This is a genomic window from Duganella callida, assembly GCF_004614165.1.
Lineage (GTDB): Bacteria > Pseudomonadota > Gammaproteobacteria > Burkholderiales > Burkholderiaceae_D > Rugamonas > Rugamonas callida.
Genome location: NZ_SPVG01000154.1, coordinates 1 through 19,539, shown reverse-complemented (window position 1 = coordinate 19,539; position 19,539 = coordinate 1). Strand labels below are relative to the sequence as shown.

The 19,539-nt window shown below is 67.0% G+C and carries 18 protein-coding genes; 12 read left to right on the top strand and 6 right to left on the bottom strand.

The window, feature by feature from the left end; translation table 11 throughout:
* Positions 1–106: 106 nt before the first annotated feature.
* The 5 genes from E4L98_RS15180 to E4L98_RS15160 form a co-directional block, all read right to left on the bottom strand.
* On the bottom strand, positions 107–1,267 hold the full coding sequence (locus tag E4L98_RS15180) for an efflux RND transporter periplasmic adaptor subunit (RefSeq protein WP_135202394.1): 1,161 nt from the start codon (positions 1,265–1,267) through the stop codon (positions 107–109).
* Positions 1,257–4,541 (bottom strand): efflux RND transporter permease subunit, encoded by a 3,285-nt coding sequence (locus tag E4L98_RS15175; RefSeq protein WP_135202393.1) that lies wholly within the window; start codon positions 4,539–4,541, stop codon positions 1,257–1,259. Before E4L98_RS15175 ends, E4L98_RS15180 begins: the two co-directional genes overlap by 11 nt.
* Before the next feature lie 367 nt (positions 4,542–4,908).
* A complete protein-coding gene (locus E4L98_RS15170; RefSeq protein WP_135202392.1) occupies positions 4,909–6,282 on the bottom strand; it encodes a YncE family protein in 1,374 nt (457 codons plus the stop codon).
* Complete coding sequence (locus E4L98_RS15165; protein ID WP_135202391.1) at positions 6,279–6,689, bottom strand: DUF305 domain-containing protein; 411 nt, start codon at positions 6,687–6,689, stop codon at positions 6,279–6,281. Before E4L98_RS15165 ends, E4L98_RS15170 begins: the two co-directional genes overlap by 4 nt.
* A gap of 4 nt (positions 6,690–6,693) precedes the next feature.
* Entirely contained in the window at positions 6,694–7,032 is a 339-nt protein-coding gene (locus tag E4L98_RS15160) for a CzcE family metal-binding protein (RefSeq protein ID WP_135202390.1), read from the bottom strand.
* A 129-nt stretch (positions 7,033–7,161) separates the two neighbouring features.
* On the opposite strand from E4L98_RS15160, the gene E4L98_RS15155 reads away from it, so the two are divergent.
* The 6 genes from E4L98_RS15155 (at position 7,162) to E4L98_RS15130 (ending at position 12,360) form a co-directional block, all read left to right on the top strand.
* Positions 7,162–7,833, top strand: a complete 672-nt coding sequence (locus tag E4L98_RS15155; RefSeq protein ID WP_135202389.1) for a heavy metal response regulator transcription factor — start codon at positions 7,162–7,164, stop codon at positions 7,831–7,833.
* Complete coding sequence (locus tag E4L98_RS15150; protein WP_135202388.1) at positions 7,830–9,269, top strand: heavy metal sensor histidine kinase; 1,440 nt, start codon at positions 7,830–7,832, stop codon at positions 9,267–9,269. Before E4L98_RS15155 ends, E4L98_RS15150 begins: the two co-directional genes overlap by 4 nt.
* An 87-nt stretch (positions 9,270–9,356) precedes the next feature.
* Entirely contained in the window at positions 9,357–9,827 is a 471-nt protein-coding gene (locus tag E4L98_RS15145) for a VOC family protein (RefSeq protein WP_135202387.1), read from the top strand.
* A 10-nt stretch (positions 9,828–9,837) separates the two neighbouring features.
* Positions 9,838–10,251 (top strand): YciI family protein, encoded by a 414-nt coding sequence (locus tag E4L98_RS15140; RefSeq protein WP_135202386.1) that lies wholly within the window; start codon positions 9,838–9,840, stop codon positions 10,249–10,251.
* 32 nt (positions 10,252–10,283) lie between these two features.
* Positions 10,284–11,096, top strand: coding sequence for a YciI family protein (locus E4L98_RS15135; protein ID WP_135202385.1), 813 nt, complete (start codon positions 10,284–10,286; stop codon positions 11,094–11,096).
* Between the two features lie 31 nt (positions 11,097–11,127).
* A complete protein-coding gene (locus tag E4L98_RS15130) occupies positions 11,128–12,360 on the top strand; it encodes an RNA polymerase sigma factor (RefSeq protein ID WP_135202395.1) in 1,233 nt (410 codons plus the stop codon).
* Here the strand turns inward: E4L98_RS15130 and msrC are convergent.
* Positions 12,357–12,863, bottom strand: coding sequence for a free L-methionine (R)-S-oxide reductase MsrC (msrC, locus tag E4L98_RS15125; RefSeq protein ID WP_135202384.1), 507 nt, complete (start codon positions 12,861–12,863; stop codon positions 12,357–12,359). The genes E4L98_RS15130 and msrC overlap by 4 nt on opposite strands.
* 158 nt (positions 12,864–13,021) lie before the next feature.
* Here msrC and E4L98_RS15120 point away from each other — a divergent pair, with 158 nt between their 5' ends.
* From E4L98_RS15120 to E4L98_RS15095, 6 genes are all read left to right on the top strand, one after another.
* The gene (locus E4L98_RS15120; RefSeq protein ID WP_135202383.1) at positions 13,022–13,204 is read left to right on the top strand and encodes a hypothetical protein; all 183 of its coding nucleotides are present in this window, start codon (positions 13,022–13,024) and stop codon (positions 13,202–13,204) included.
* A gap of 74 nt (positions 13,205–13,278) precedes the next feature.
* Positions 13,279–14,325 (top strand): ligase-associated DNA damage response exonuclease, encoded by a 1,047-nt coding sequence (locus E4L98_RS15115; RefSeq protein WP_135202382.1) that lies wholly within the window; start codon positions 13,279–13,281, stop codon positions 14,323–14,325.
* Positions 14,318–15,949 carry an ATP-dependent DNA ligase gene (locus E4L98_RS15110; protein ID WP_135202381.1) on the top strand — a complete coding sequence of 544 codons (1,632 nt, stop codon included), beginning with the start codon at positions 14,318–14,320 and terminating at the stop codon, positions 15,947–15,949. Before E4L98_RS15115 ends, E4L98_RS15110 begins: the two co-directional genes overlap by 8 nt.
* Positions 15,946–18,363: a ligase-associated DNA damage response DEXH box helicase gene (locus E4L98_RS15105; RefSeq protein WP_135202380.1), complete on the top strand. Its 2,418-nt coding sequence runs from the start codon at positions 15,946–15,948 to the stop codon at positions 18,361–18,363. The genes E4L98_RS15110 and E4L98_RS15105 overlap by 4 nt, the downstream gene beginning before the upstream one ends.
* Entirely contained in the window at positions 18,360–19,010 is a 651-nt protein-coding gene (gene pdeM / locus E4L98_RS15100; protein ID WP_135202379.1) for a ligase-associated DNA damage response endonuclease PdeM, read from the top strand. Before E4L98_RS15105 ends, pdeM begins: the two co-directional genes overlap by 4 nt.
* A gap of 122 nt (positions 19,011–19,132) precedes the next feature.
* Complete coding sequence (locus E4L98_RS15095; protein WP_135202378.1) at positions 19,133–19,489, top strand: KGG domain-containing protein; 357 nt, start codon at positions 19,133–19,135, stop codon at positions 19,487–19,489.
* Positions 19,490–19,539 lie beyond the last annotated feature (50 nt).

Sequence of the window (19,539 nt, the reverse complement as noted above, 5' to 3'; positions counted from 1 at the left end):
TCGTGGAAGGCGGCGGCCAGCGGCACGGCCGGCGGCTGCTGCAGCGGCGCCTGCGCGCAGGCGGCCAGCGCCAGGGCCAGGGTAGAGGCGTAGACGATGTTCTTCATCACAGCTTGGCCTTGGCGCTTGCGTCGGCCTTGGCGGCGGCCACCTTGACGGCATCGCCGGTGGCGACGCCGTCGGGCGGATTGGCGATCACCTGATCGTTGCGGTCGATGCCGGCAGACACCTCCACCGCGTTGCCGAGATCGCGCGACACGGTCACCTGCTTGACCACCACCCGGCTGTCCTTGCCCACGGTGGCCACCTGTGTGCCAGCCTTGTTGAAGATCAGCGCGCTGGCCGGGATGCTCAGCGCATTGCTGTCACCGGCCGATTTGAAGCTGATGCTGGCGTAGCCGCCGGGCAGCAGTTCGCGGCTGTCGTTCTGCACCGTCAGCTGCACCAGCATGGCGCCCGAGCTGGCGTTGATGGCCTGCGCCAGCGACTGCACGGTGGCGGTGAAGGTCTTGCCCGGACGCTCGGGCACGGTCAGCTCGGCCTGGTCGCCGACCTTGATCGCGGCCACCTGGCGCTGCGGCACGTTGACGTAGACGCGCAGGCGGCTGATGTCGGACACCACGAACAGTTCCGAGCCCGGCGCGCCGCCGACGTTGATCAGCGCGCCCACGTCGGTGTTGCGCGCGGTGACCACGCCGTCGAACGGCGCCACCAGACGGGTGTAGCGCTGCAGCGCCTGCACCCGGTCGACGTTGGCCTGCATGGCGTTGACGGCCGACTGCTTGGCCGCCAGGTCGCCGGCCTTCTCGTCGGCTTCCTGGTGCGAGACGGCGTCGGCGGCCAGCAACCCCTGCCAGCGCTTGGCGGTGCTGGCCGCCAGCGTCAGGTTGCTGCGCGCGGTGGCCAGTTCGGCTTTCGCCTGCAGCAGCTGCTGGTCGAGGTCGGGCGTTTCGATGTCGGCCAGGGTCTGGCCGGCTTTCACCGGCGCGCCGATATCGACCTTCCACTCCTTCAGATAGCCGCTGACGCGGGCGTAGATGGGCGCGCGCGCCCACGGTTCGATGCGGGCCGGCAGCTCCACCGCCGATCCCTTGGTCTGGACGGCGGTCAGCAGGGTCACGGTCGGCACCACCGGCGTGCTGCTTTCCTTCAGTTGTTCCGCTTCGCTGCGGCGGCTCATGACGCCGGCGGCGATCAGGGCGGCGGCGATGACGATCAGACCGACGGCCAACGGCTTGTGGCCCTTACGAGTGGTGTTAGTTTGCATGGGCAGGTGCTCCGGAAAGAGGTTGGTCGTTGGTTTTGGCGTTGGCGTTCCTGCGCGCGGTCCAGTCGTGGACCAGGCTGAACACCACCGGCACGAACAGCAGGGTGGCGGTGGTCGCGAAAATCAGGCCGCCGATCACGGCGCGGCCCAGCGGGGCGTTCTGCTCGCCGCCGTCGCCCAGGCCCAGCGCCATCGGCAGCATACCGATGATCATCGACAGGGCAGTCATCAGCACCGGGCGGAAGCGCACCGAGCCGGCTTCCAGCGCGGCCTTGGTGGCGTCGCCCAGTTCGTCCAGGCGTTCCCGCGCGAACGAGATCACCAGCACCGAGTTGGCGGTGGCCACCCCCATGCACATGATGGCGCCGGTCAGCGCCGGCACCGACAGCGTGGTGTTGGTGGCGAACAGCATCCAGACGATGCCGGCCAGCGCGGCCGGCAGCGCCGACACGATCACCGCCGGGTCCAGCCACGACTGGAAGTTCACCACGATCAGCAGGTAGATCAGCACCACCGCGCCCAGCAGGCCGAACAGCAGGCCGGCGAACGCGCGCTCCATGGTCTTGACCTGGCCCAGCATCTGCACCGACGAACCTTTCGGCAGTTCGGCCTTGGTGTCCTCGATCGCCTGGCGGATATCGGCCGCCACGGCGCCGAGGTCGCGGTCCTGGGTGGTGGCGAAGATCTGCACCATCGGCGCGATGTCATACTGGCTGACCAGCGCCTGCGAGGTGGCGCGCTGGAAGCTGGCGACGCTGCCCAGGGTGGTGGTGCTCGGGTTGGCGCCGTTGCCCACCGGCAGATTCGCCAGCGAGGACAGGGTATCGAGCTGCGGCTGCGGGGTCTGCATCACGATCGGATAGCTGACGCCGTTGGCCGGATTCAGCCAGAAGGTCGGCGCCACCTGCGACGAGCCGGCCAGGTTGACCACCATGCTGTTGGTGATGTCGCGCGTGGTCAGGCCCAGCTGCTGCGCCTGGGTGCGGTCGACGTCGACGTTGAACACCGGCGACTTGTTGGACTGCTGGATGCGCGCGTCGGCCACGCCCTTGATGGCGCGGATGCGTTTCAGCAGCTTGTCGGCGTAGACGTAGTTGTCCTCCAGCTTGGCGCCGCGGATCTGCACGTCGATCGGTGCCGGCGAACCGAAGTTCAGGATCTGGCTGACGATGTCGGCCGGCGGGAACGAGAAGGTGGTGTCCGGGAATTCTTCCGGCAGCAGCTTGCGCAGCTTGCGCACGTACTCGGCGGTCGGCTTGTGCTCCTCGGTCAGGGCGATCTGGAAGTCGCCGTCCTGGGTGCCGGTGACGCCGGTATTGTTGTAGGTGACGTTGATCGAGCTGACCGGCATGCCGATGTTGTCGGTCAGGGTGACGATTTCCTCGGCCGGGATCACGCGGCGGATGGTCTGCTCGATGCGGGCGAAGCGCGCGGCGGTTTCCTCGATGCGGGTGCCGACCGGCACGCGCACGTGCAGCAGCACCTGGCCGGAATCCACCGACGGGAAGAAGTTGCTGCCCAGGAAAGGCACCATCGAAAACGAGGCCAGCACCACCAGCATGAAGCCGAGGATGAAACGCTTGCGGTTGGCGACCGCCGCGGTCAGTACGCCGCTGTAGCCGGCGCGCACGCGTTCGAAGCGGGCTTCGAAGGCGCGCTGGAAGTTCACCAGCGGGTTGGACGACGGCGCCGGTATGGCGGTGCCGTGCTGGCCGTGGGCGTGGCCCTCGCCGGCGTCGTGCGCCTTCAACAGGTAGTTGGCCATGGTCGGCACCAGGGTACGCGACAGGATGAACGAGCAGATCATGGCGAAGATCACCGCCTCGGCCATCGGCACGAACAGGAAGCGCGACACGCCGTCCAGGAAGAACATCGGCACGAACACGATGCAGATACACAGCAGCGAGACGAAGGCCGGGGTGGTGATCTGCGCGGCGCCGTCCAGGATCGCGGTTTCGACCGGCTTGCCGTGTTCCAGGTGCCAGTTGATGTTTTCGATGGTCACGGTGGCATCGTCCACCAGGATGCCCACGGCCAGCGCCAGGCCGCCCAGGGTCATCAGGTTGAGCGATTCGCCGAACGCCGCCAGCGCGATAATCGAGCCGAGGATCGACAGCGGAATCGACACGGCAATGATGATGGTCGAGCGCCAGCTGCCGAGGAACAGCAGGATCATCAGGCTGGTCAGCACGGCGGCGATCACGCCCTCCGACGCCACGCCCTTGATGGCGGCGCGCACGAACACCGACTGGTCGTTGATCGGCACCACGTTCAGCGCATCGGGCCAGCCGGGTTTCAGGGCCTTGATCTTTTCGCGCACGCCATCGACGATGGCCAGTGTCGACGCCGAACCGTTCTTCAGCACCGACATCAGCACCGAGCGGCCGCCGTCCACGTGCACCACGTTGGTCTGCGGCGCGTTGCCGTCATGGACGTTGGCGACGTCGCCCAGGTAAATCGTGCTGCCGTTGACCACCTTGACCGGCAGCTTGGCCAGGTCGGCGATGGCCGATGGCGCGCTGTTCAGCTGAATCGTGTATTCGAGGCTGTCGATCTTCTGCGTGCCGACCGGGGTCAGCACGTTCTGCGCCGCCAGCGCGTTGGCGATGTCATTGGCCGACAGGCCGCGCGCCTGCAGCGCGGCCGGATCGACGTCGATCTGGATCTGGCGCTGCTTGCCGCCGAACGGCAGCGGGATCGCCGCGCCGGGCACGCTGACCAGCGGCGTGCGCACGGTGTTCAGGCCGAGGTCATACAGCTGCTGCTCGGACAGCGACTTGCCGGACAGGGCCAGCTGCAGGATCGGCACGGTGGCGGCGTTATAGTTCAGGATCAGCGGCGGCGTGATCCCGGCCGGCATCTGCTTCAGCAGCGACTGCGAGATCGCCGTCACCTGCGCATTCGCCACCGCCACGTTGACGCCGGGCTGGAAAAAGATCTTGACGATGCTGATGCCGGGATAGCTGTTGGCCTCGATGTGCTCGATATCGTTGACCGTGGTGGTCAGCGCGCGCTGGTAGAGGGTGGAGATGCGGCCGGCCATCTGGTCGGGCGGCTGGCCGGTGTACTGCCAGGCCACCGCGATCACCGGGATCTTAATATCGGGGAAGATGTCGGTCGGTGTGCGCAGCGCGGCCAGAGGACCGGCGATCAGCAGCAGCAGCGCCATCACCACGAAAGTATAGGGACGCCGGAGCGCCACGCGGACGATATCAATTAACACAAGGTTACCCCCAGGGACAGACTGACCGGGCAATATAGCGCGGTGCAGCATTTGGATTAATGCGGCGAAATCGCAAGACCTTATGAGCCTGGCTAATAAATGCGGCTAATAAATGCCCGGTGTTTGCGATTGTTGTAGGCTCAACTACTACATTGATGAAATTTTAGCCTGTTAATGGTTATGGCTGACTTAAGAATTGTTTCTGCAATGTATCAACGGCTGGTGCTGCGGCGGTTTTTTGACGGCGACAGGCTTATTTTGCGCGCTGGGCGCGGCGGCCGCACCTGCCGAAGTGGAGAATATTGTGCCGCTCGATCGGGCAAATGCCTATGGCCTGGCGGGAATGATGGGATGACGTCGGGGTCAGAGCCGACATTCGGACACGAATCGTGTCCGAATGTCGGCTCTGACCCCGAGCTTAGATGCTGGTGAGGACGGTGGCGCCGCCGCTTTCCTTGACGCTGATGGTGTCGGCGCCGGCGGCGCTGTCGCTGCGCGCGCCCTGGCGTACCGGGCCGATCATGGTGCCGTTGGCCATGCCCATGGCGTTGGTGCGGAAGCTGCCGATCGGCGCCGCCTGGCTGCTGACGTAGATGTCGTAGCCGGTGTCCGGCTTGAGCTTGTACAGGAACGCTTCGATCGAATCGATCACGCCCAGGTTGCGCACCACGATGAAGCCCTTGCCGTCCTTGCCGGTGGCCTTTAGCTGGATGTTGTGGGCGTCCTGGTTCACGCGCGGCACCAGGTTGGCGCGGTCGTCGGCCGACGGCGCCACGTGCGACAGGTAGACCAGCGCCTGCGGCGCCTGGCCGCCGCCCATGGTGGCGATGATCTTGTTGCTGGCCGTGTCGATCACCTGCACGCCGTCGCCGTTTTCCAGGCCGACGTAGACGCGGGTGTTGTCGTCCGAGGTCCAGGCGCCGTGCGGCAGCGCGCCGGTGGCGATGGTGGCCAGCAGCCTGGCTTCCTTGCCGGTGCTGTAGACCTTGACCGCGTTCTCGCCGCCCACGGTGACGTAGGCGCGCACTTCGCCGCCGACCTTGGCGAACGCCAGGTGGTTGGTGATGAAGCCGGTGTCGATCACGCCGGTAACTTCCAGCGTGCGGGTGCTGATGCGCGTGACCTTGCCCACGTCCTTGTGCGTCATCCAGATTTCGCTGTGGTCGGGCGTGAATTGCAGGAACGGCGAGAACGGGCTGACCACGCCGATGCGCTTGATCACGCTGTGCGAGGCGACGTCGATGATGTCCACCGTCGGCGTGAAGCTCGATACCGCGAACGCCAGCTTGCCGTCCGGGTGGAACTGCACCATGCCGGGACCGAGGTCGGTCTGGATGCGGCGCGTTTCCTTGAATGTGACCGGATCGATCACCGAGATGTAGTCCTCGCCGCGCACCACCACCCACACTTCCTTGCCGTCGGCAGTGAAGAAGCCTTCGTGCGGCGAGCGCCCGACGTAGGTCTTGCCCTTGACCTGGTTGGTGGCGGTGTCGATGAAGGTCACCGAGTTGGAGCCGTTGGAGATGGCGATCAGGGTCTTGTGATCGGGCGAGAAGCCCAGACCGTGCACATTGATCTCGCCGCGGTACAGCGGCGACAGCACGTCCGGCCGTGCGTTGCCCAGCTTGATCTGGCCGAGCAGGGTGTTGTTCGCCGGGCTGAAGACCGAGATGGTGTTGGTGTTCTGGTCGGCCGTGTAGACGCGGTCCAGCGGCGAGGGCGCGGCGCTGGCAACGGCGGTGCACAGCAGCGTGGTCGCGGCGACAGCGGCGGCGATGGCGGCATGCTTCATGGTGTTTCCTCCTTGGGTGGTTGACGTTGCAGCCAGGCCTGCATGACTTTGATCTCGTTCTGCTGCTCGGCGATGATGCCCAGCGCCAGATTGCGGATTTCCGGGTCCTGGGTGTACAGCAGCACGGCTTTCGCCATATCGACCGCGCCCTGGTGGTGCGGCATCATCATGGTGATGAAGTCGTGTTCCGGATTGCCGTTCATGGGCGCCTGCTGCATGCCGGCGTCCATCACGGCCATGGCGTCGTCCATCAGCGCCGCAAACGGCTTGGCGGTGCTGGCGACGAACGCGGGGGCGGTGGCCGGCATCGTTGCCGCGGCGTCGCCGTGGTGGTGATGTTCCTGCGCGTCGGCGCGCGCTGCCGTCATCGACAGCGCGGCCAGGCAGGCCAGTAGCGCGGCCCGCATGGCATCAACCGCGGTACAGCGGGTTGCTGGCGACGTAGACCGTCACCTTGCCGGCATCCACGCCTTCGGGGGCGATTTTCGCCAGGTCGAAGGCTTCTTCGGCACGCAGCGTGTCAAAATGCCAGGTGAAGGATTTGCCGTTGACCGTGAATTCGACGGTGTCGCCGTTGTTGACGTTGACCCACCTGGTGCCGGCGCCGATGGTGATATGGCGGTCGGCGCTGGCGGCCACCGCGGCCATGCCCAGTTGCGCCTTCGGGTTCGGGTTGATCGAGGCCTGGGCGCTGCCCGCGGCGGCGAGGATGGCGGCGGCGATGACGGTGGTGCGCAGTGCGTTGAACATGATGGCTTCCTTTCGCGGTTGAGGGATGATGGAAGCCAGTGTAAGCAACGGGCGCTGACAGGAAGATGACGCTCAAATGACAGATTTGTAATCCCCGCGGCCCGGCAAAAGGCCGACAATGAGGACATCATGAAAATACTGATCGTTGAAGACGAACCCAAAGCAGGCGACTATCTGGTCAAGGGCCTGCACGAATCCGGCTACGTGGCCGACCTGGCGCGCAATGGCGTCGACGGCCTGGCGCTGGCGCTGGAGCACGATTACGATCTGATCGTGCTGGACGTGATGCTGCCGCAGATGGACGGCTGGACGGTGCTCAGCAGGCTGCGCGAGCGCAAGGAGACGCCGGTACTGTTCCTGACCGCGCGCGACGATGTGCTGGACCGCGTCAAGGGCCTGGAGCTGGGCGCCGACGATTACCTGGTCAAGCCCTTCGCCTTCGCCGAGCTGCTGGCGCGCGTGAAGACGCTGCTGCGCCGCGGCCCGGTGCGCGAGGCCGAGGTGATCCGCGTGGCCGACCTGGAGATCGACGTGCTGCGCCGCCGCGTCACGCGCCAGAATCAGCGCATCGACCTCACCGCCAAGGAATTCGCGCTGCTGCATTTGCTGGCCAAGCGCCAGGGCGAGGTGCTGTCGCGCACCCAGATCGCCTCCATGGTGTGGGACATGAACTTCGATTCCGACACCAATGTGGTGGACGTGGCGATCCGCCGCCTGCGCGCCAAGGTCGACGATCCTTTCGGCGTGAAGCTGGTGCAGACCGTGCGCGGCATGGGCTATCTGCTGGAGGCGCGCGCATGACGTGGCTGCCGCGGCGGCGGCCGCTGTCGCTGACGCTGCGCGTGGCGCTGCTGCTGTCGGCGGTGGCGGTGACCACCTTCATCGTGGTCGGCGCCTATCTGTATCAAACGCTGCAGCGGCAGATGGCGCGCCGCGACGACGTCGAACTGATCGCCAAGGTCGATCAGATCCGCAGCGTGCTGGAAGACCTGCCGTCGGTGGCCGCCATCGTGCGCGACGCCCGGCCGCTGAAGGACACGCTGACCGGCCATAACGACTTCATGCTGCGCGTGAACACGCCTGACGGCAAGCCGCTGTTGCAGACCTCGATCACCTCGCGCCCGCTGCCGGCGGTGGACAGCGTGCCGGCCGGCCGGCCGCTGACCATGGACGATATCCACGACTGGCAGCCGCAGACGGGCCGCGGCCGCATGGTGCGCGCCGTTGGCCTGGTGGGCGTCGATACCGCCAGCGGCAAGGGCGGCGAGCCGGTGCAGATCATCCTGGCGCGCGAGCGCTCCGACCGTCTGAAGCTGCTGCGCGCCTATGTCGGCGACCTGCTGGTGGCGCTGTGCGGCGGCGCGCTGCTGGCGACCGCGCTCGGCTACGTGGTGGTGCGCTACAGCATGCGCCAGTTCCGCTCGGTGATCGCCAAGGCCGACGACATCAACACCAGTCGCCTGAACACGCGGCTGTCGGTGGATGACGCGCCGGTCGAGCTGCGCCAGATGGGCGCCGCCTTCAACGCCATGCTGGACCGGCTGGAGGACGGCGTGCAGCGATTGTCCGGCTTTGCCGCCGATCTGGCGCACGACCTGCGCACGCCGGTCAACACACTGATGGTGGAAACCCAGGTGGCGCTGTCGCGCCCGCGCACGGCGGAGGAATACCAGCACCTGCTGGCATCCAACCTGGAAGAGTACGAGCGGCTGGCGCGCATGATCGAGAACACGCTGTTCCTGGCGCGCGCCGACAACGCCCAACTGGCGCTGCAGCGTGAATCGCTGGACCTGCAGGCCGAGCTGCAACGCATCCACGACTATTTCGAGTTCCTGGCCGAGGATGCCGGCCTGCGGCTGACGGTGGACGCGCCACCGCTGCGCGCCGAGATCGATCCGGTGCTGCTGCAGCGCGCGGTCAACAACCTGGTGTCCAACGCCATCCGTTACACGCCGGCCGGCGGCACGGTGGCGGTGACGGCGCGCGCGACCGCGGATGGCGTGGACATCGCCGTCAGCAACACCGGGCCCGGCATCGCGCCCGAACACCTGCCGCACATCTTCGACCGCTATTACCGTGCCGACCAGGCACGCTCCGATCAGGCCCACTCGGCCGGGCTGGGCCTGTCGATCGTGCGCGCCATCATGGCATTGCACGGCGGCAAGCTTTCCGTCGACAGCCAGCCGGGTGAATTGACCACATTTTTCCTGCAGTTCAGAGGCGGCAAAAATATTTGAAAATTTGTGTCGATTTGCGTGTTGTCGGGTCGTCGTAGGGGTAGAGTGACGATTCACTCGGTCCAACCCTACAACAAGGAGATCATCATGAACGCCAACGTCGACAAGATTCCCAAGGGCATGCATTCCGTCACCCCGCACCTGGTGTGCGAGGGCGCGGCCGACGCCATCGAGTTTTACAAGAAAGCCTTCAACGCCGTGGAGATGATGCGCATGCCCGGCCCCAATGGCAAGCTGATGCACGCCGGCGTGCGCATCGGCGACTCGGTCATCATGCTGGCCGACGATTTTCCCGAATATGGCGGCCTGGGGCCGAAGGCGCTGAAGGGCAGCCCGGTGACGCTGCACCTGTACGTGGAGGACGTGGACGCCACCTTCCAGCAGGCGCTGGACGCCGGCGCCAGCGTGCGCATGCCGGTGGCCGACATGTTCTGGGGCGACCGCTACGGCCAGGTCACCGACCCGTTCGGCCACCACTGGTCGATCGCCACCCACATCAAGGACATGTCGCCGGAAGAGATGATGGCGGCCATGCAACAGCAAATGCCACCGTGCTGAAGGAGCGCCCATGCGATTCATGGTGATGGTCAAAGCCACCGCCGATTCCGAGGCGGGCAAGATGCCCAGCACCGAGCTGTTGACGGCAATGGGCAAGTTCAACGAAGAGCTGGTCAACGCCGGCGTGCTGCTGGCCGGCGAGGGCCTGCATCCGAGCGCGCGCGGCGCGCGCATCCACTACGACGGCGACCGGCGCACCGTCACCGACGGGCCGTTCGCCGAGACCAGGGAGTTGATCGCCGGCTTCTGGCTGATCCAGGTCAAGTCGAAGGAAGAGGCGATCGAATGGATGAAGCGCTGTCCGAATCCGTTCGATGGTCCGTCCGATATCGAAATCCGCCAGGTGTTCGAAATGGACGACTTCGGCGCTGCCATGACGCCGGAGCTGGCGGCGCAGGAAGAGGCCCTGCGCGCGCGCCTGTGATACCTTAGCGGCATTGGCGACAGGAGTAAGCAATGGAATTCATGGTGTTGCGCCGTGCTAATCAGAGCACGGAGCGAGGTGTGCAGCCGCCGGCGCTGGAGCCCGGCACTTATCTGAGCCCCAGCGCGCAGGCGGTGCGGCTGGCGCGCCGCGATGGCGCGTGGCACGAGACGCGCGGTCCGTTCCCGCCGAAGGAATTGATCGCCAGCCTGGTGCTGATGGAGGCCGCGTCGCGCGAGGACATGATCGAGCAGGTGCGCTTCTGGCCGCTGTTCGACAGCGGCGCGGTGTATGAAATCCGCGATGCCGGCTGCCCCGGCAATTGCATCGGCTTCGACGAGCGCGGCACGGCGGCCGGCACCCTGCCGCAGCGCAAGCCGGAACTGACGCGCTACGTGGTGCTGTTGCGTTCCGATGCCGACCTGGAGGCGGACCTGGAGCCGCCGCCGGAAGTCATCGCCGCCATGAACGCCTGCAACGAAGCCGGCGTGCAGCAGGGCGTGCTGCTGGCCGGGGAAGGCTTGCGCGGCACCCGCTCCGCCACGCGCGTGCATTACGCCAATTCCAGAACCACGGTGGTGGATGGCCCGTTCACCGAAGTCAAGGAACTGATCGCCGGCTACTGGATGCTGCAGGCGGCCGGCATGGAACAGGCCATCGCCTGGGCCAAGAGCTATCCGTATCCCATGCCCGGCGACCTGACGCTGGAAATCCGCGAAGTCTGCGAACGCAGGGCACACCAGGCATTCACGCCGGAGATGGAAGCGGCCGAGGAGCGCATGCGCGCCGAACTGCTGGAAGCGGGCCTGCGCAACGCCTTCAGCAAGGCCGCCCGTGGCGGCTGACGTCCACAAGATCGTCGAGGCGGTGTGGCGGATGGAATCCGCCAAAATCATCGGCGTGCTGGCGCGCATGCTGCGTGACGTCGGCCAGGCCGAGGAACTGGCGCAGGATGCGCTGGTGCAGGCGCTCGAGCGCTGGCCGCACAGCGGCGTGCCGGAGCAGCCGGCCGCCTGGCTGACCGCCGTCGCCAAGAACCGCGCGCTGGACGCGCTGCGCCACCGGCAGATGCAGCAGGACAAGGAGGCCGCCATCAGCTTCGAGATGGACCATCAGCTGCACGACGCCGCCCCCGACCTGGAGGCCGCCGTGGCCGCCGCGCTGGACAACGACATCGGCGACGATGTGCTGCGGCTGGTGTTCGTGGCCTGCCACCCGGTGCTGCCGACCGACGGCCGGGTGGCGCTGACCTTGCGCATGCTGGGCGGCCTGAGCACCGAGGAAATCGCGCGCGCCTTCCTGGTGCCGGAAAAGACGGTGGCGCAGCGCATCGTCCGCGCCAAGCGCACGCTGGCCGAGGCGAAGGTGCCGTTCGAGGCGCCGCGCGCGCACGAGCTGGGCGAGCGCCTGGCCTCGGTGCTGCAGGTGATCTATCTGATTTACAACGAAGGCTATTCGGCCAGCGCCGGCGCCGACTGGATGCGGCCGGCCCTGTGCGAGGAAGCCCTGCGCCTGGGCCGCATCCTGGCGCAGCTGCAGCCGGACGAGCCGGAGGTCCACGGCCTGGTGGCGCTGATGGAGATCCAGTCCTCGCGCGCCCGCGCCCGTGTCGATGCCAAGGGCGAGCCGATCCTGCTGCTGGAGCAGGACCGCGCGCGCTGGGACCAGTTGCTGATACGCCGCGGCCTGGCGGCGCTGGCGCGTGCCGGCGCCACCGGGCGCGGTCTCGGGCCGTACGGGTTGCAGGCCGCGATCGCCGCCTGCCACGCGCGCGCGCGTCGCGCGCAGGACACGGACTGGCAGCGCATTGCCGCGCTGTACGATGCGCTGGCGCAGCTGTCGCCGTCGCCTGTCGTCGAATTGAACCGCGCGGTGGCGCTGTCGATGGCTTACGGACCGCAGGCCGGGCTGGAGGTGGTGGATGGCTTGCTCGAGGCGCCGGCGCTGAAGACCTATCATCTGCTGCCGAGCGTGCGCGGCGACCTGCTGGCCAGACTCGGGCGGCACGAGGAAGCGCGCATTGAATTCGCGCGCGCCGCGTCGCTGACGCACAATGAACGCGAACGCCAGCTGCTGCTGGCGCGCGCGCGGTCCACCCATTCGGCTTAGGCCAGCGTGGCTTCCAGCAGCTTGACCAGCGACGCGATGCCGTCGGCGTCGGTCTGGTCGAAACGGTTCGGCAGCGGGCTGTCCAGATCGAACACGCCGACGATGTCGCCGTTCGGGCCGCGCACCGGCACCACCAGTTCGGAACGCGAATTCACGTCGCAGGCGATGTGGCCGGGGAAGGCGTGCACGTCCGGCACCACGATGGCCTTGCCCTCGACCACGGTGCTGCCGCAGACGCCGCGGCCCTTCTTGATGCGGATGCAGGCCGGCTTGCCCTGGAACGGCCCCAGCACCAGTTCATCGCCCTTGAGGAAATAAAATCCCGCCCAGTTCAGGCCCGGCATGGTGTTGAACACCAGCGCGCTGAAATTGGCCGAGTTGGCGATCAGGTCGGTCTCGCCATGCAGCAGTCCTTGCAGCTGCGGGCGCAGATCATCGTACATGGCCTGCCTGGCGGCCGGCGTGTCGGTGCCGTAGGCGGTGTCGTTGAGGGTAAAAGTCATGATGTATTGGTCGTGAAGATACGCGAGGGGCTCTATGGTAGCCGATGCGGCGATTTTGCGTTACCGTCCTACCCTAAATGTAAGCAGTATCTGATGGCGGAATAGCGTTTCGCAAGCTACTCTGGTGCGCAGCACAATCAAAAAAAACGGGGAATATCATGACACCCAGAAAAAAGAACGCGGATCCGATGCGTCAGCCCAAGGCCAGGCCCGCATCGCCCAAGCCGCCTGCCACTTCAGAACTTGCGGCTTTATTCATGGTCGGCGAAGAGCCAATCGCCATCGATCATGAGGAAAACGACAATATTACCTTCATGGCCGAGGTGATCGATACCGACTGACACTGTGCGTTGCCTGACAGACGGGAACTCGGCGGCATCGTCACAATGGGACATTGTCCTGTTGAGAGTCCCGCATGTCAGAAGATATGGTCATCGTACGCAAGGAGGGCCTGTATTGCGTACCCGGTCAGTTTTACATCGATCCGTGGCGGCCGGTCGAGCGCGCGGTGATCACGCACGGGCACGGCGACCATGCGCGCGGCGGCCACCGCCACTATCTGACCGCGGCCGCCGGTGTGAACGTGCTGCAGTCGCGGCTGGGACCGGTACAGGTGCAGGGACTGGCATACGGCGAGACGGTGGTGCACAACGGCGTCACGGTGTCGCTGCATCCGGCCGGTCACGTGCTGGGTTCGGCGCAGGTGCGTATGGAACACCGTGGCGAGGTCTGGGTGGCCTCGGGCGACTACAAGGTCGAGGCCGACGCCACCTGCACGCCCTTCGAGCCGGTGCGCTGCCACACCTTCATCACCGAATCGACGTTTGGCCTGCCGATTTACCGTTGGCAGCCGCAGCAGGAAATCTATGACGATATCAACGCCTGGTGGCGCGCCAACGCGGAGCAGGGCCGCGCCAGTGTGCTGCTCGGCTACAGCTTCGGCAAGGCGCAGCGGTTGCTGAGCGGGCTCGATCCCGACATCGGTCCCATCATCTGCCACGGCGCGGTGCAGACCCTCAACCAGGTGTACCGCGACGCCGGCGTGTGGTTGCCGCCGACGGTGACGGTGGCGGATGTCCCCAAAACCGCGATCGGCGGTTCCATCGTGCTGGCGCCGCCGTCGGCGGCCGGTTCGCCGTGGATCAAGCGTTTCGGCGATTTCAGCGACGGCTTTGCCAGCGGCTGGATGCAGCTGCGTGGCGCGCGCCGGCGGCGTGGCGTCGACCGCGGCTTCGTGCTGTCCGACCACGCCGACTGGCCAGGGCTGCTGCAGGCGATCGAGGCCACCGGCGCCGGCCGCGTGATCGTCACCCACGGCTCGATCGCGGTGCTGGTGCGCTGGCTGCAGCAGCAGGGCTTGCAAGCCAGCGGCTTCGACACCGAGTATGGCGATGACGAGGCCGAAGATGCCGGCAGCGCCGACGCCGTACCCACGGCGAGCCACGGAGGCGCCCATGCGTGACTTTGCCCGCCTGTACGCCGCACTGGACGAAACCACCTCCACCAGCCGCAAGCTGGCGGCGCTGCAAACCTACTTCAGCACCGCCGCGCCGCAGGATGCGGCCTGGGCGGTGTACTTCCTGGCCGGCGGCAAGCCGCGCCAGGCGGTGCCGACCAAGCTGCTGCGCCAATATGCGATCGAATACGCCTTGCTGGACGACTGGCTGTTCGACGAGTGCTACCACGCGGTCGGCGACCTGGCCGAGACCATCGCCCTGATCCTGCCGCCGCCCAAGCACCCGAGCGAGATCGGCCTGGCCGACTGGATCGAACTGGGCATCGCGCCGTTGCGCGGGGCCGCGCCGGAAGCGGTGCGCGAGGCCTTATTCACTTTCTGGGACCAGCTCGACACGCGCGAACGCTTTTTGCTGACCAAGCTGATCGGCGGCGGTTTCCGCGTCGGCGTCTCGCGGCTGCTGGTGACGCGCGCGCTCAGCCACGTCGCCGGGCTGGACAGCAAACTGATCGCCCAGCGCCTGATGGGCTGGACCGACGGCAGCGTCAGCCCGACCGCCGCGGGCTTCGCGCAACTGCTGGCCGCGCACCAGCCGGAGGAACTGGCGCAGCGTGGCGGCCAGCCTTACCCGTTCTTCCTGGCGCACCAGCTGGAGCGCGATCCCGCCACGCTGGGCGAGCTGTCCAACTGGCAGATTGAATGGAAATACGACGGCATGCGCGCGCAACTGGTGCGGCGCGAAGGCAAGAACTGGCTGTGGTCGCGCGGCGAAGACCTGATCACCGAACGCTTCCCTGAGCTGGCGGCGCTGCGCCTGCTGGAAGGCGTGGTGATCGACGGCGAAATCCTGATCTGGTACAGCGGCGCCGCGCCGGCGCCGTTTGCCGACCTGCAGAAGCGCATGGGCCGCAAGACCGTCTCGGCGCGCCTGCTGGGCGAATTGCCGGCCGTGCTGGTGGCTTATGATTTGCTGGAGCTCGACGGCCGCGACCTGCGCGACGTCCCGCAGGCCGAGCGCCGCATGCTGCTGGAGCAACTGGTGGCCAGCATTCCGGGTGCGCCGCAGCTGCGCCTGTCGCCGCTGATCCGGGCCGACAGCTGGGCGCATCTGGCCGCGATCCGCGAGGAATCGCGCCAACGCGGCGTCGAGGGCATGATGCTGAAGGCGGCCGATGCGCGCTACGGCGTCGGCCGCACCAAGAATGTCGGCACCTGGTGGAAATGGAAAATCGATCCCTACAGCGTCGACGCGGTGCTGATCTACGCCCAGGCCGGGCATGGCCGCCGCGCCTCGCTGTACACCGACTACACGTTTGCCGTATGGGACAGCGATACCGACAGCGAGCGCAAGCTGGTGCCGTTCGCCAAAGCCTATTCCGGCCTGACCGATGCGGAGATCGCCCAGGTCGACCAGGCGATCCGCCGCACCACCATCGAGAAGTTCGGCCCGGTGCGCAGCGTCGCGCCCAGCATGGTGTTCGAGATCGGCTTTGAAGGCATCGCCAGCTCGCCGCGCCACAAGTCCGGCATCGCCGTGCGCTTCCCGCGCATTTTGCGGCGGCGCGAAGACAAATCGATCGAGGAAGCCGATACGCTGGCGTCGCTGAAAAACCTGCTGGCCGCCTCATGAACGCGGAACAGTGGTTCGCCGCGCGCGGCTGGAGCGTGTTCCCGTTCCAGCGCGCCGTCTGGGATGCCGCCGCCGCGGGCGAATCCGGCCTGCTGCACGCCAGCACCGGCGCCGGCAAGACCTACGCCGTGTGGTTTGCCGCCGTGCAGCGGGCGGCGGCGGTCAGCCGCGTCGGTCTCAAGGTACTGTGGATCACCCCCATGCGCGCGCTGGCGGCCGATACCCTGCGTGCATTGCAGGAGGCGGCGCCGCCCGGCTGGCAGGTCGAGGCGCGCACCGGCGACACTTCGTCGGCGCAACGCGCGCGCCAGAACAAGCGCCTGCCCGACGCGCTGATCACCACGCCGGAAAGCCTGACCCTGCTGCTCAGCCATGCCGACGCGCACGAGCGCTTCCGCGCGCTGCAAATGGTCATCATCGATGAATGGCACGAACTGATGGGCAACAAACGCGGCGTGCAGACCCAGCTGGCGTTGGCGCGGCTGCGCCATTGGAATCCGGCGCTGCTGGTGTGGGGACTGTCGGCCACGCTGGGCAATCTGCCGCGCGCGCGCGAGGCGCTGATGCCGGCCGGCGTGATCGTCGAAGGCCACGTGGCCAAGGAAATCCTGGTCGATACGCTGGTCCCCGACCACCCGTCGCGTTTCCCCTGGGGCGGGCATCTCGGCGTGCAGATGCTGCAACCGGTGATCGCCGAGATCGAACAGCACGGCAGTACGCTGGTATTCACCAACACGCGTTCGCAGGCGGAGCTGTGGTATCAGGCGCTGCTCGATGCGCGGCCCGACTGGGCCGGCGTGATCGCGCTGCATCACGGCTCGCTGGACAAGGAGGTGCGCGAATGGGTCGAACTGGGCCTGAAGCAGGGGCAGTTGAAGGCGGTGGTGTGCACCTCCAGCCTGGACCTGGGCGTCGACTTCCTGCCGGTGGAGCGCGTGCTGCAGATCGGCAGCGCCAAGGGCATCGCGCGGCTGCTGCAGCGCGCCGGCCGCAGCGGCCACGCGCCGGGCCGTATCTCGCGCCTGACGCTGGTGCCGACGCAAAGCCTGGAACTGCTGGAAGCGGCCGGCGCGCGCGCGGCGGTGGCGGCGCGCGACATCGAACCGCGGCTGGTGCCGGAGAAGCCGCTGGACGTGCTGGTGCAGCATCTGGTGACGATCGCGCTGGGCGGCGGCTTCCGCCCGCTGGCGCTGCTGGACGAGGTGCGCAGCGCCTGGTCCTATCGCAATCTGAGCGAGGAAGAGTGGCAGTGGGCGCTGGACTTCGTCGCGCGCGGCGGCCAGTCGCTGGTGGCATACCCCGAATACCGGCGCGTGCTGCCCGATGCCGACGGCGTCTACCACGTGCCGGATGTGGCGCTGGGACGGCGTCACCGCATGGGCATCGGCACCATCGTTTCCGACTCCTCGCTGCAGGTGAAATACGTCAGCGGCGGGCGGCTGGGCAGCGTGGAGGAATCGTTCATCTCGCGGCTGAAGCCGGGCGACCATTTTTTGTTTGCCGGCCGCATCCTGGAATTCGTGCGCCTGCACGAGATGACGGCCTACGTGCGGCGCGCCACCGGTGCGCGCGGCGCCGTGCCGCGCTGGCAGGGCGGACGCATGCCGATGTCGTCCGAACTCGCGCACGCGGCGCTGGAGCAACTGCGGCGCGCCACCCTGGGCCGCTACGAAGGGCCGGAAATGCGGGCGCTGCAGCCGCTGCTGGCGATCCAGCAGCGCTGGTCGTCGCTGCCGACGGCGGAGACCACCGTGATCGAAACCATGCACAGCCGCGAAGGCCGGCATCTGTTCATGTTTCCCTTCGCCGGCCGTTCGGTGCACGTGGGCCTGGCGGCGCTGCTGGCCTACCGCGTCGGCCGCATGATGCCGGTGACGTTCTCGATCGCCGTCAACGATTACGGCTTCGAACTGCTGTCGGCGCAGGAAGTGGACTGGAACGCGCTGCTCGCGCGGCCGCACGGCGCGCAGGTGGAACTGTTCAGTATCGACCATCTGCTGGAAGACGTGCTGGCCAGCCTGAACGCGACCGAACTGTCGCAGCGGCGCTTTCGCGAAATCGCCCGCATCGCCGGCCTGGTGTTCCAGGGTTATCCGGGGCAGGGCAAGAGCGCGCGCCAGCTGCAGGCGTCGTCGCAACTGTTCTTCGCCGTGTTCAGCCAGCATGACGCCGGCAACCTGCTGCTGACCCAGGCGCAGCGCGAAGTGCTGGAGCAGGAACTGGAACTCGGGCGACTGCGCGCGACGCTGATGGAGCTGCAATCGCGCAGCGTGCAGTTCCACGTCATCCAGCGCGCCACCCCGTTCGGCTTCGCGCTGATGGTGGAACGCTTTCGCGAGAAACTCAGCACCGAGAAATTGTCGGACCGCGTGGCGCGGCTGGTGCGGGCGCTGGAAAAGGCGGCCGGACCATGAGCGCGGTGCTGTACCTGGCGGACGAACCCGTGTGGCTGCTGCCGCAGAAAGCCTTGTACTGGCCGCGGCGGCAGATGCTGGTGATCGCCGACATCCACTTCGGCAAGGCCGCCTCGTTCCGCGCACTGGGCGTGCCGGTGCCGGCCGGGACCACCATGGCCAATCTGCAGGCGCTGGACCTGCTGATCGAGCGTCACCACATCCGGCACGTGCTGTTCCTGGGCGACTTCCTGCACTCGCGCGCGGCGCACGCGCCAGCCACGCTGGCGGCGCTGGCCGCCTGGCGCGACCGCCATCCGGCGTTGCAACTGACGCTGGTGCGCGGCAACCACGACGCCCGCGCCGGCGATCCGCCATCGCTGCTGCGGATCGAGATGGTTGACGAACCTTACGCGCTGGGGCCGTTCGCCTTCTGCCACCATCCCGACGTGCTGACGCCGGCGTACGTGATGGCCGGCCATGTGCATCCCGTGTACCGGCTGCGGGCCGGCTGGGAATCGGTGCTGCTGCCATGCTTCCTGGTGGGGCCCGAGCGCATCGTGTTGCCGGCGTTCGGCGCCTTCACCGGCGGCCATGCCGTGGCGCCGCAGCCGGGCGAGCGCCTGTTCGTCACCAGCGGCGAGGCGGTACTCGAAGTGCCGCTATGAAGTCTCTGTTATGCTGAGCAACCGGTACCCGGAATACGCCTACGTCGCGCACTGTGGAATTCCTATATCGCGCCGTTGGGCTGAAGGCTAGGATGATTGCTCCACCACTCGAGGAGATGATCATGGCAACCAACGATCAGGGCAGCAGCAAACAGGGCGTCAAATCGGGCGGCCAGCAAAGCGACACCAGCAAGCGCGGCTTCGCCGCCATGGACCCGGAACAACAGCGCGAGATTGCCGCGGAAGGCGGCCGCGCGGCGCACGAAAAAGGCACGGCGCACGAATTCACCTCCGAAGAAGCGCGCCGCGCCGGCAGCATGAGCCACAAGAACGACCAGAGCCGCAGCAGTCAAAGCGCCGGCACCGGCAGTGCCGCGCGCACCAGCGGCGGCAACCGCGGCAGCGCGCAGGACGACAGCGACAAGGACAAAGACCATCCCAGCGGCGGCCGCAGCGGTACCGGCCGCTCCAAATCCTAATCCGGGGTCAGTTCTGCCAATCGCACACGGGCTCTACCGTAGCGGCCGCT

Bases quoted from the DNA above. Each gene is read 5' to 3' on its own strand.
- E4L98_RS15180 (WP_135202394.1), bottom strand. From the start codon at position 1,267: ATGCAAACTAACACCACTCGTAAGGGCCACAAGCCGTTGGCCGTCGGT.
- E4L98_RS15175 (WP_135202393.1), bottom strand. From the start codon at position 4,541: ATGCTGCACCGCGCTATATTGCCCGGTCAGTCTGTCCCTGGGGGTAAC.
- E4L98_RS15170 (WP_135202392.1), bottom strand. From the start codon at position 6,282: ATGAAGCATGCCGCCATCGCCGCCGCTGTCGCCGCGACCACGCTGCTG.
- E4L98_RS15165 (WP_135202391.1), bottom strand. From the start codon at position 6,689: ATGCGGGCCGCGCTACTGGCCTGCCTGGCCGCGCTGTCGATGACGGCA.
- E4L98_RS15160 (WP_135202390.1), bottom strand. From the start codon at position 7,032: ATGTTCAACGCACTGCGCACCACCGTCATCGCCGCCGCCATCCTCGCC.
- E4L98_RS15155 (WP_135202389.1), top strand. From the start codon at position 7,162: ATGAAAATACTGATCGTTGAAGACGAACCCAAAGCAGGCGACTATCTG.
- E4L98_RS15150 (WP_135202388.1), top strand. From the start codon at position 7,830: ATGACGTGGCTGCCGCGGCGGCGGCCGCTGTCGCTGACGCTGCGCGTG.
- E4L98_RS15145 (WP_135202387.1), top strand. From the start codon at position 9,357: ATGAACGCCAACGTCGACAAGATTCCCAAGGGCATGCATTCCGTCACC.
- E4L98_RS15140 (WP_135202386.1), top strand. From the start codon at position 9,838: ATGCGATTCATGGTGATGGTCAAAGCCACCGCCGATTCCGAGGCGGGC.
- E4L98_RS15135 (WP_135202385.1), top strand. From the start codon at position 10,284: ATGGAATTCATGGTGTTGCGCCGTGCTAATCAGAGCACGGAGCGAGGT.
- E4L98_RS15130 (WP_135202395.1), top strand. From the start codon at position 11,128: ATGGAATCCGCCAAAATCATCGGCGTGCTGGCGCGCATGCTGCGTGAC.
- msrC (WP_135202384.1), bottom strand. From the start codon at position 12,863: ATGACTTTTACCCTCAACGACACCGCCTACGGCACCGACACGCCGGCC.
- E4L98_RS15120 (WP_135202383.1), top strand. From the start codon at position 13,022: ATGACACCCAGAAAAAAGAACGCGGATCCGATGCGTCAGCCCAAGGCC.
- E4L98_RS15115 (WP_135202382.1), top strand. From the start codon at position 13,279: ATGTCAGAAGATATGGTCATCGTACGCAAGGAGGGCCTGTATTGCGTA.
- E4L98_RS15110 (WP_135202381.1), top strand. From the start codon at position 14,318: ATGCGTGACTTTGCCCGCCTGTACGCCGCACTGGACGAAACCACCTCC.
- E4L98_RS15105 (WP_135202380.1), top strand. From the start codon at position 15,946: ATGAACGCGGAACAGTGGTTCGCCGCGCGCGGCTGGAGCGTGTTCCCG.
- pdeM (WP_135202379.1), top strand. From the start codon at position 18,360: ATGAGCGCGGTGCTGTACCTGGCGGACGAACCCGTGTGGCTGCTGCCG.
- E4L98_RS15095 (WP_135202378.1), top strand. From the start codon at position 19,133: ATGGCAACCAACGATCAGGGCAGCAGCAAACAGGGCGTCAAATCGGGC.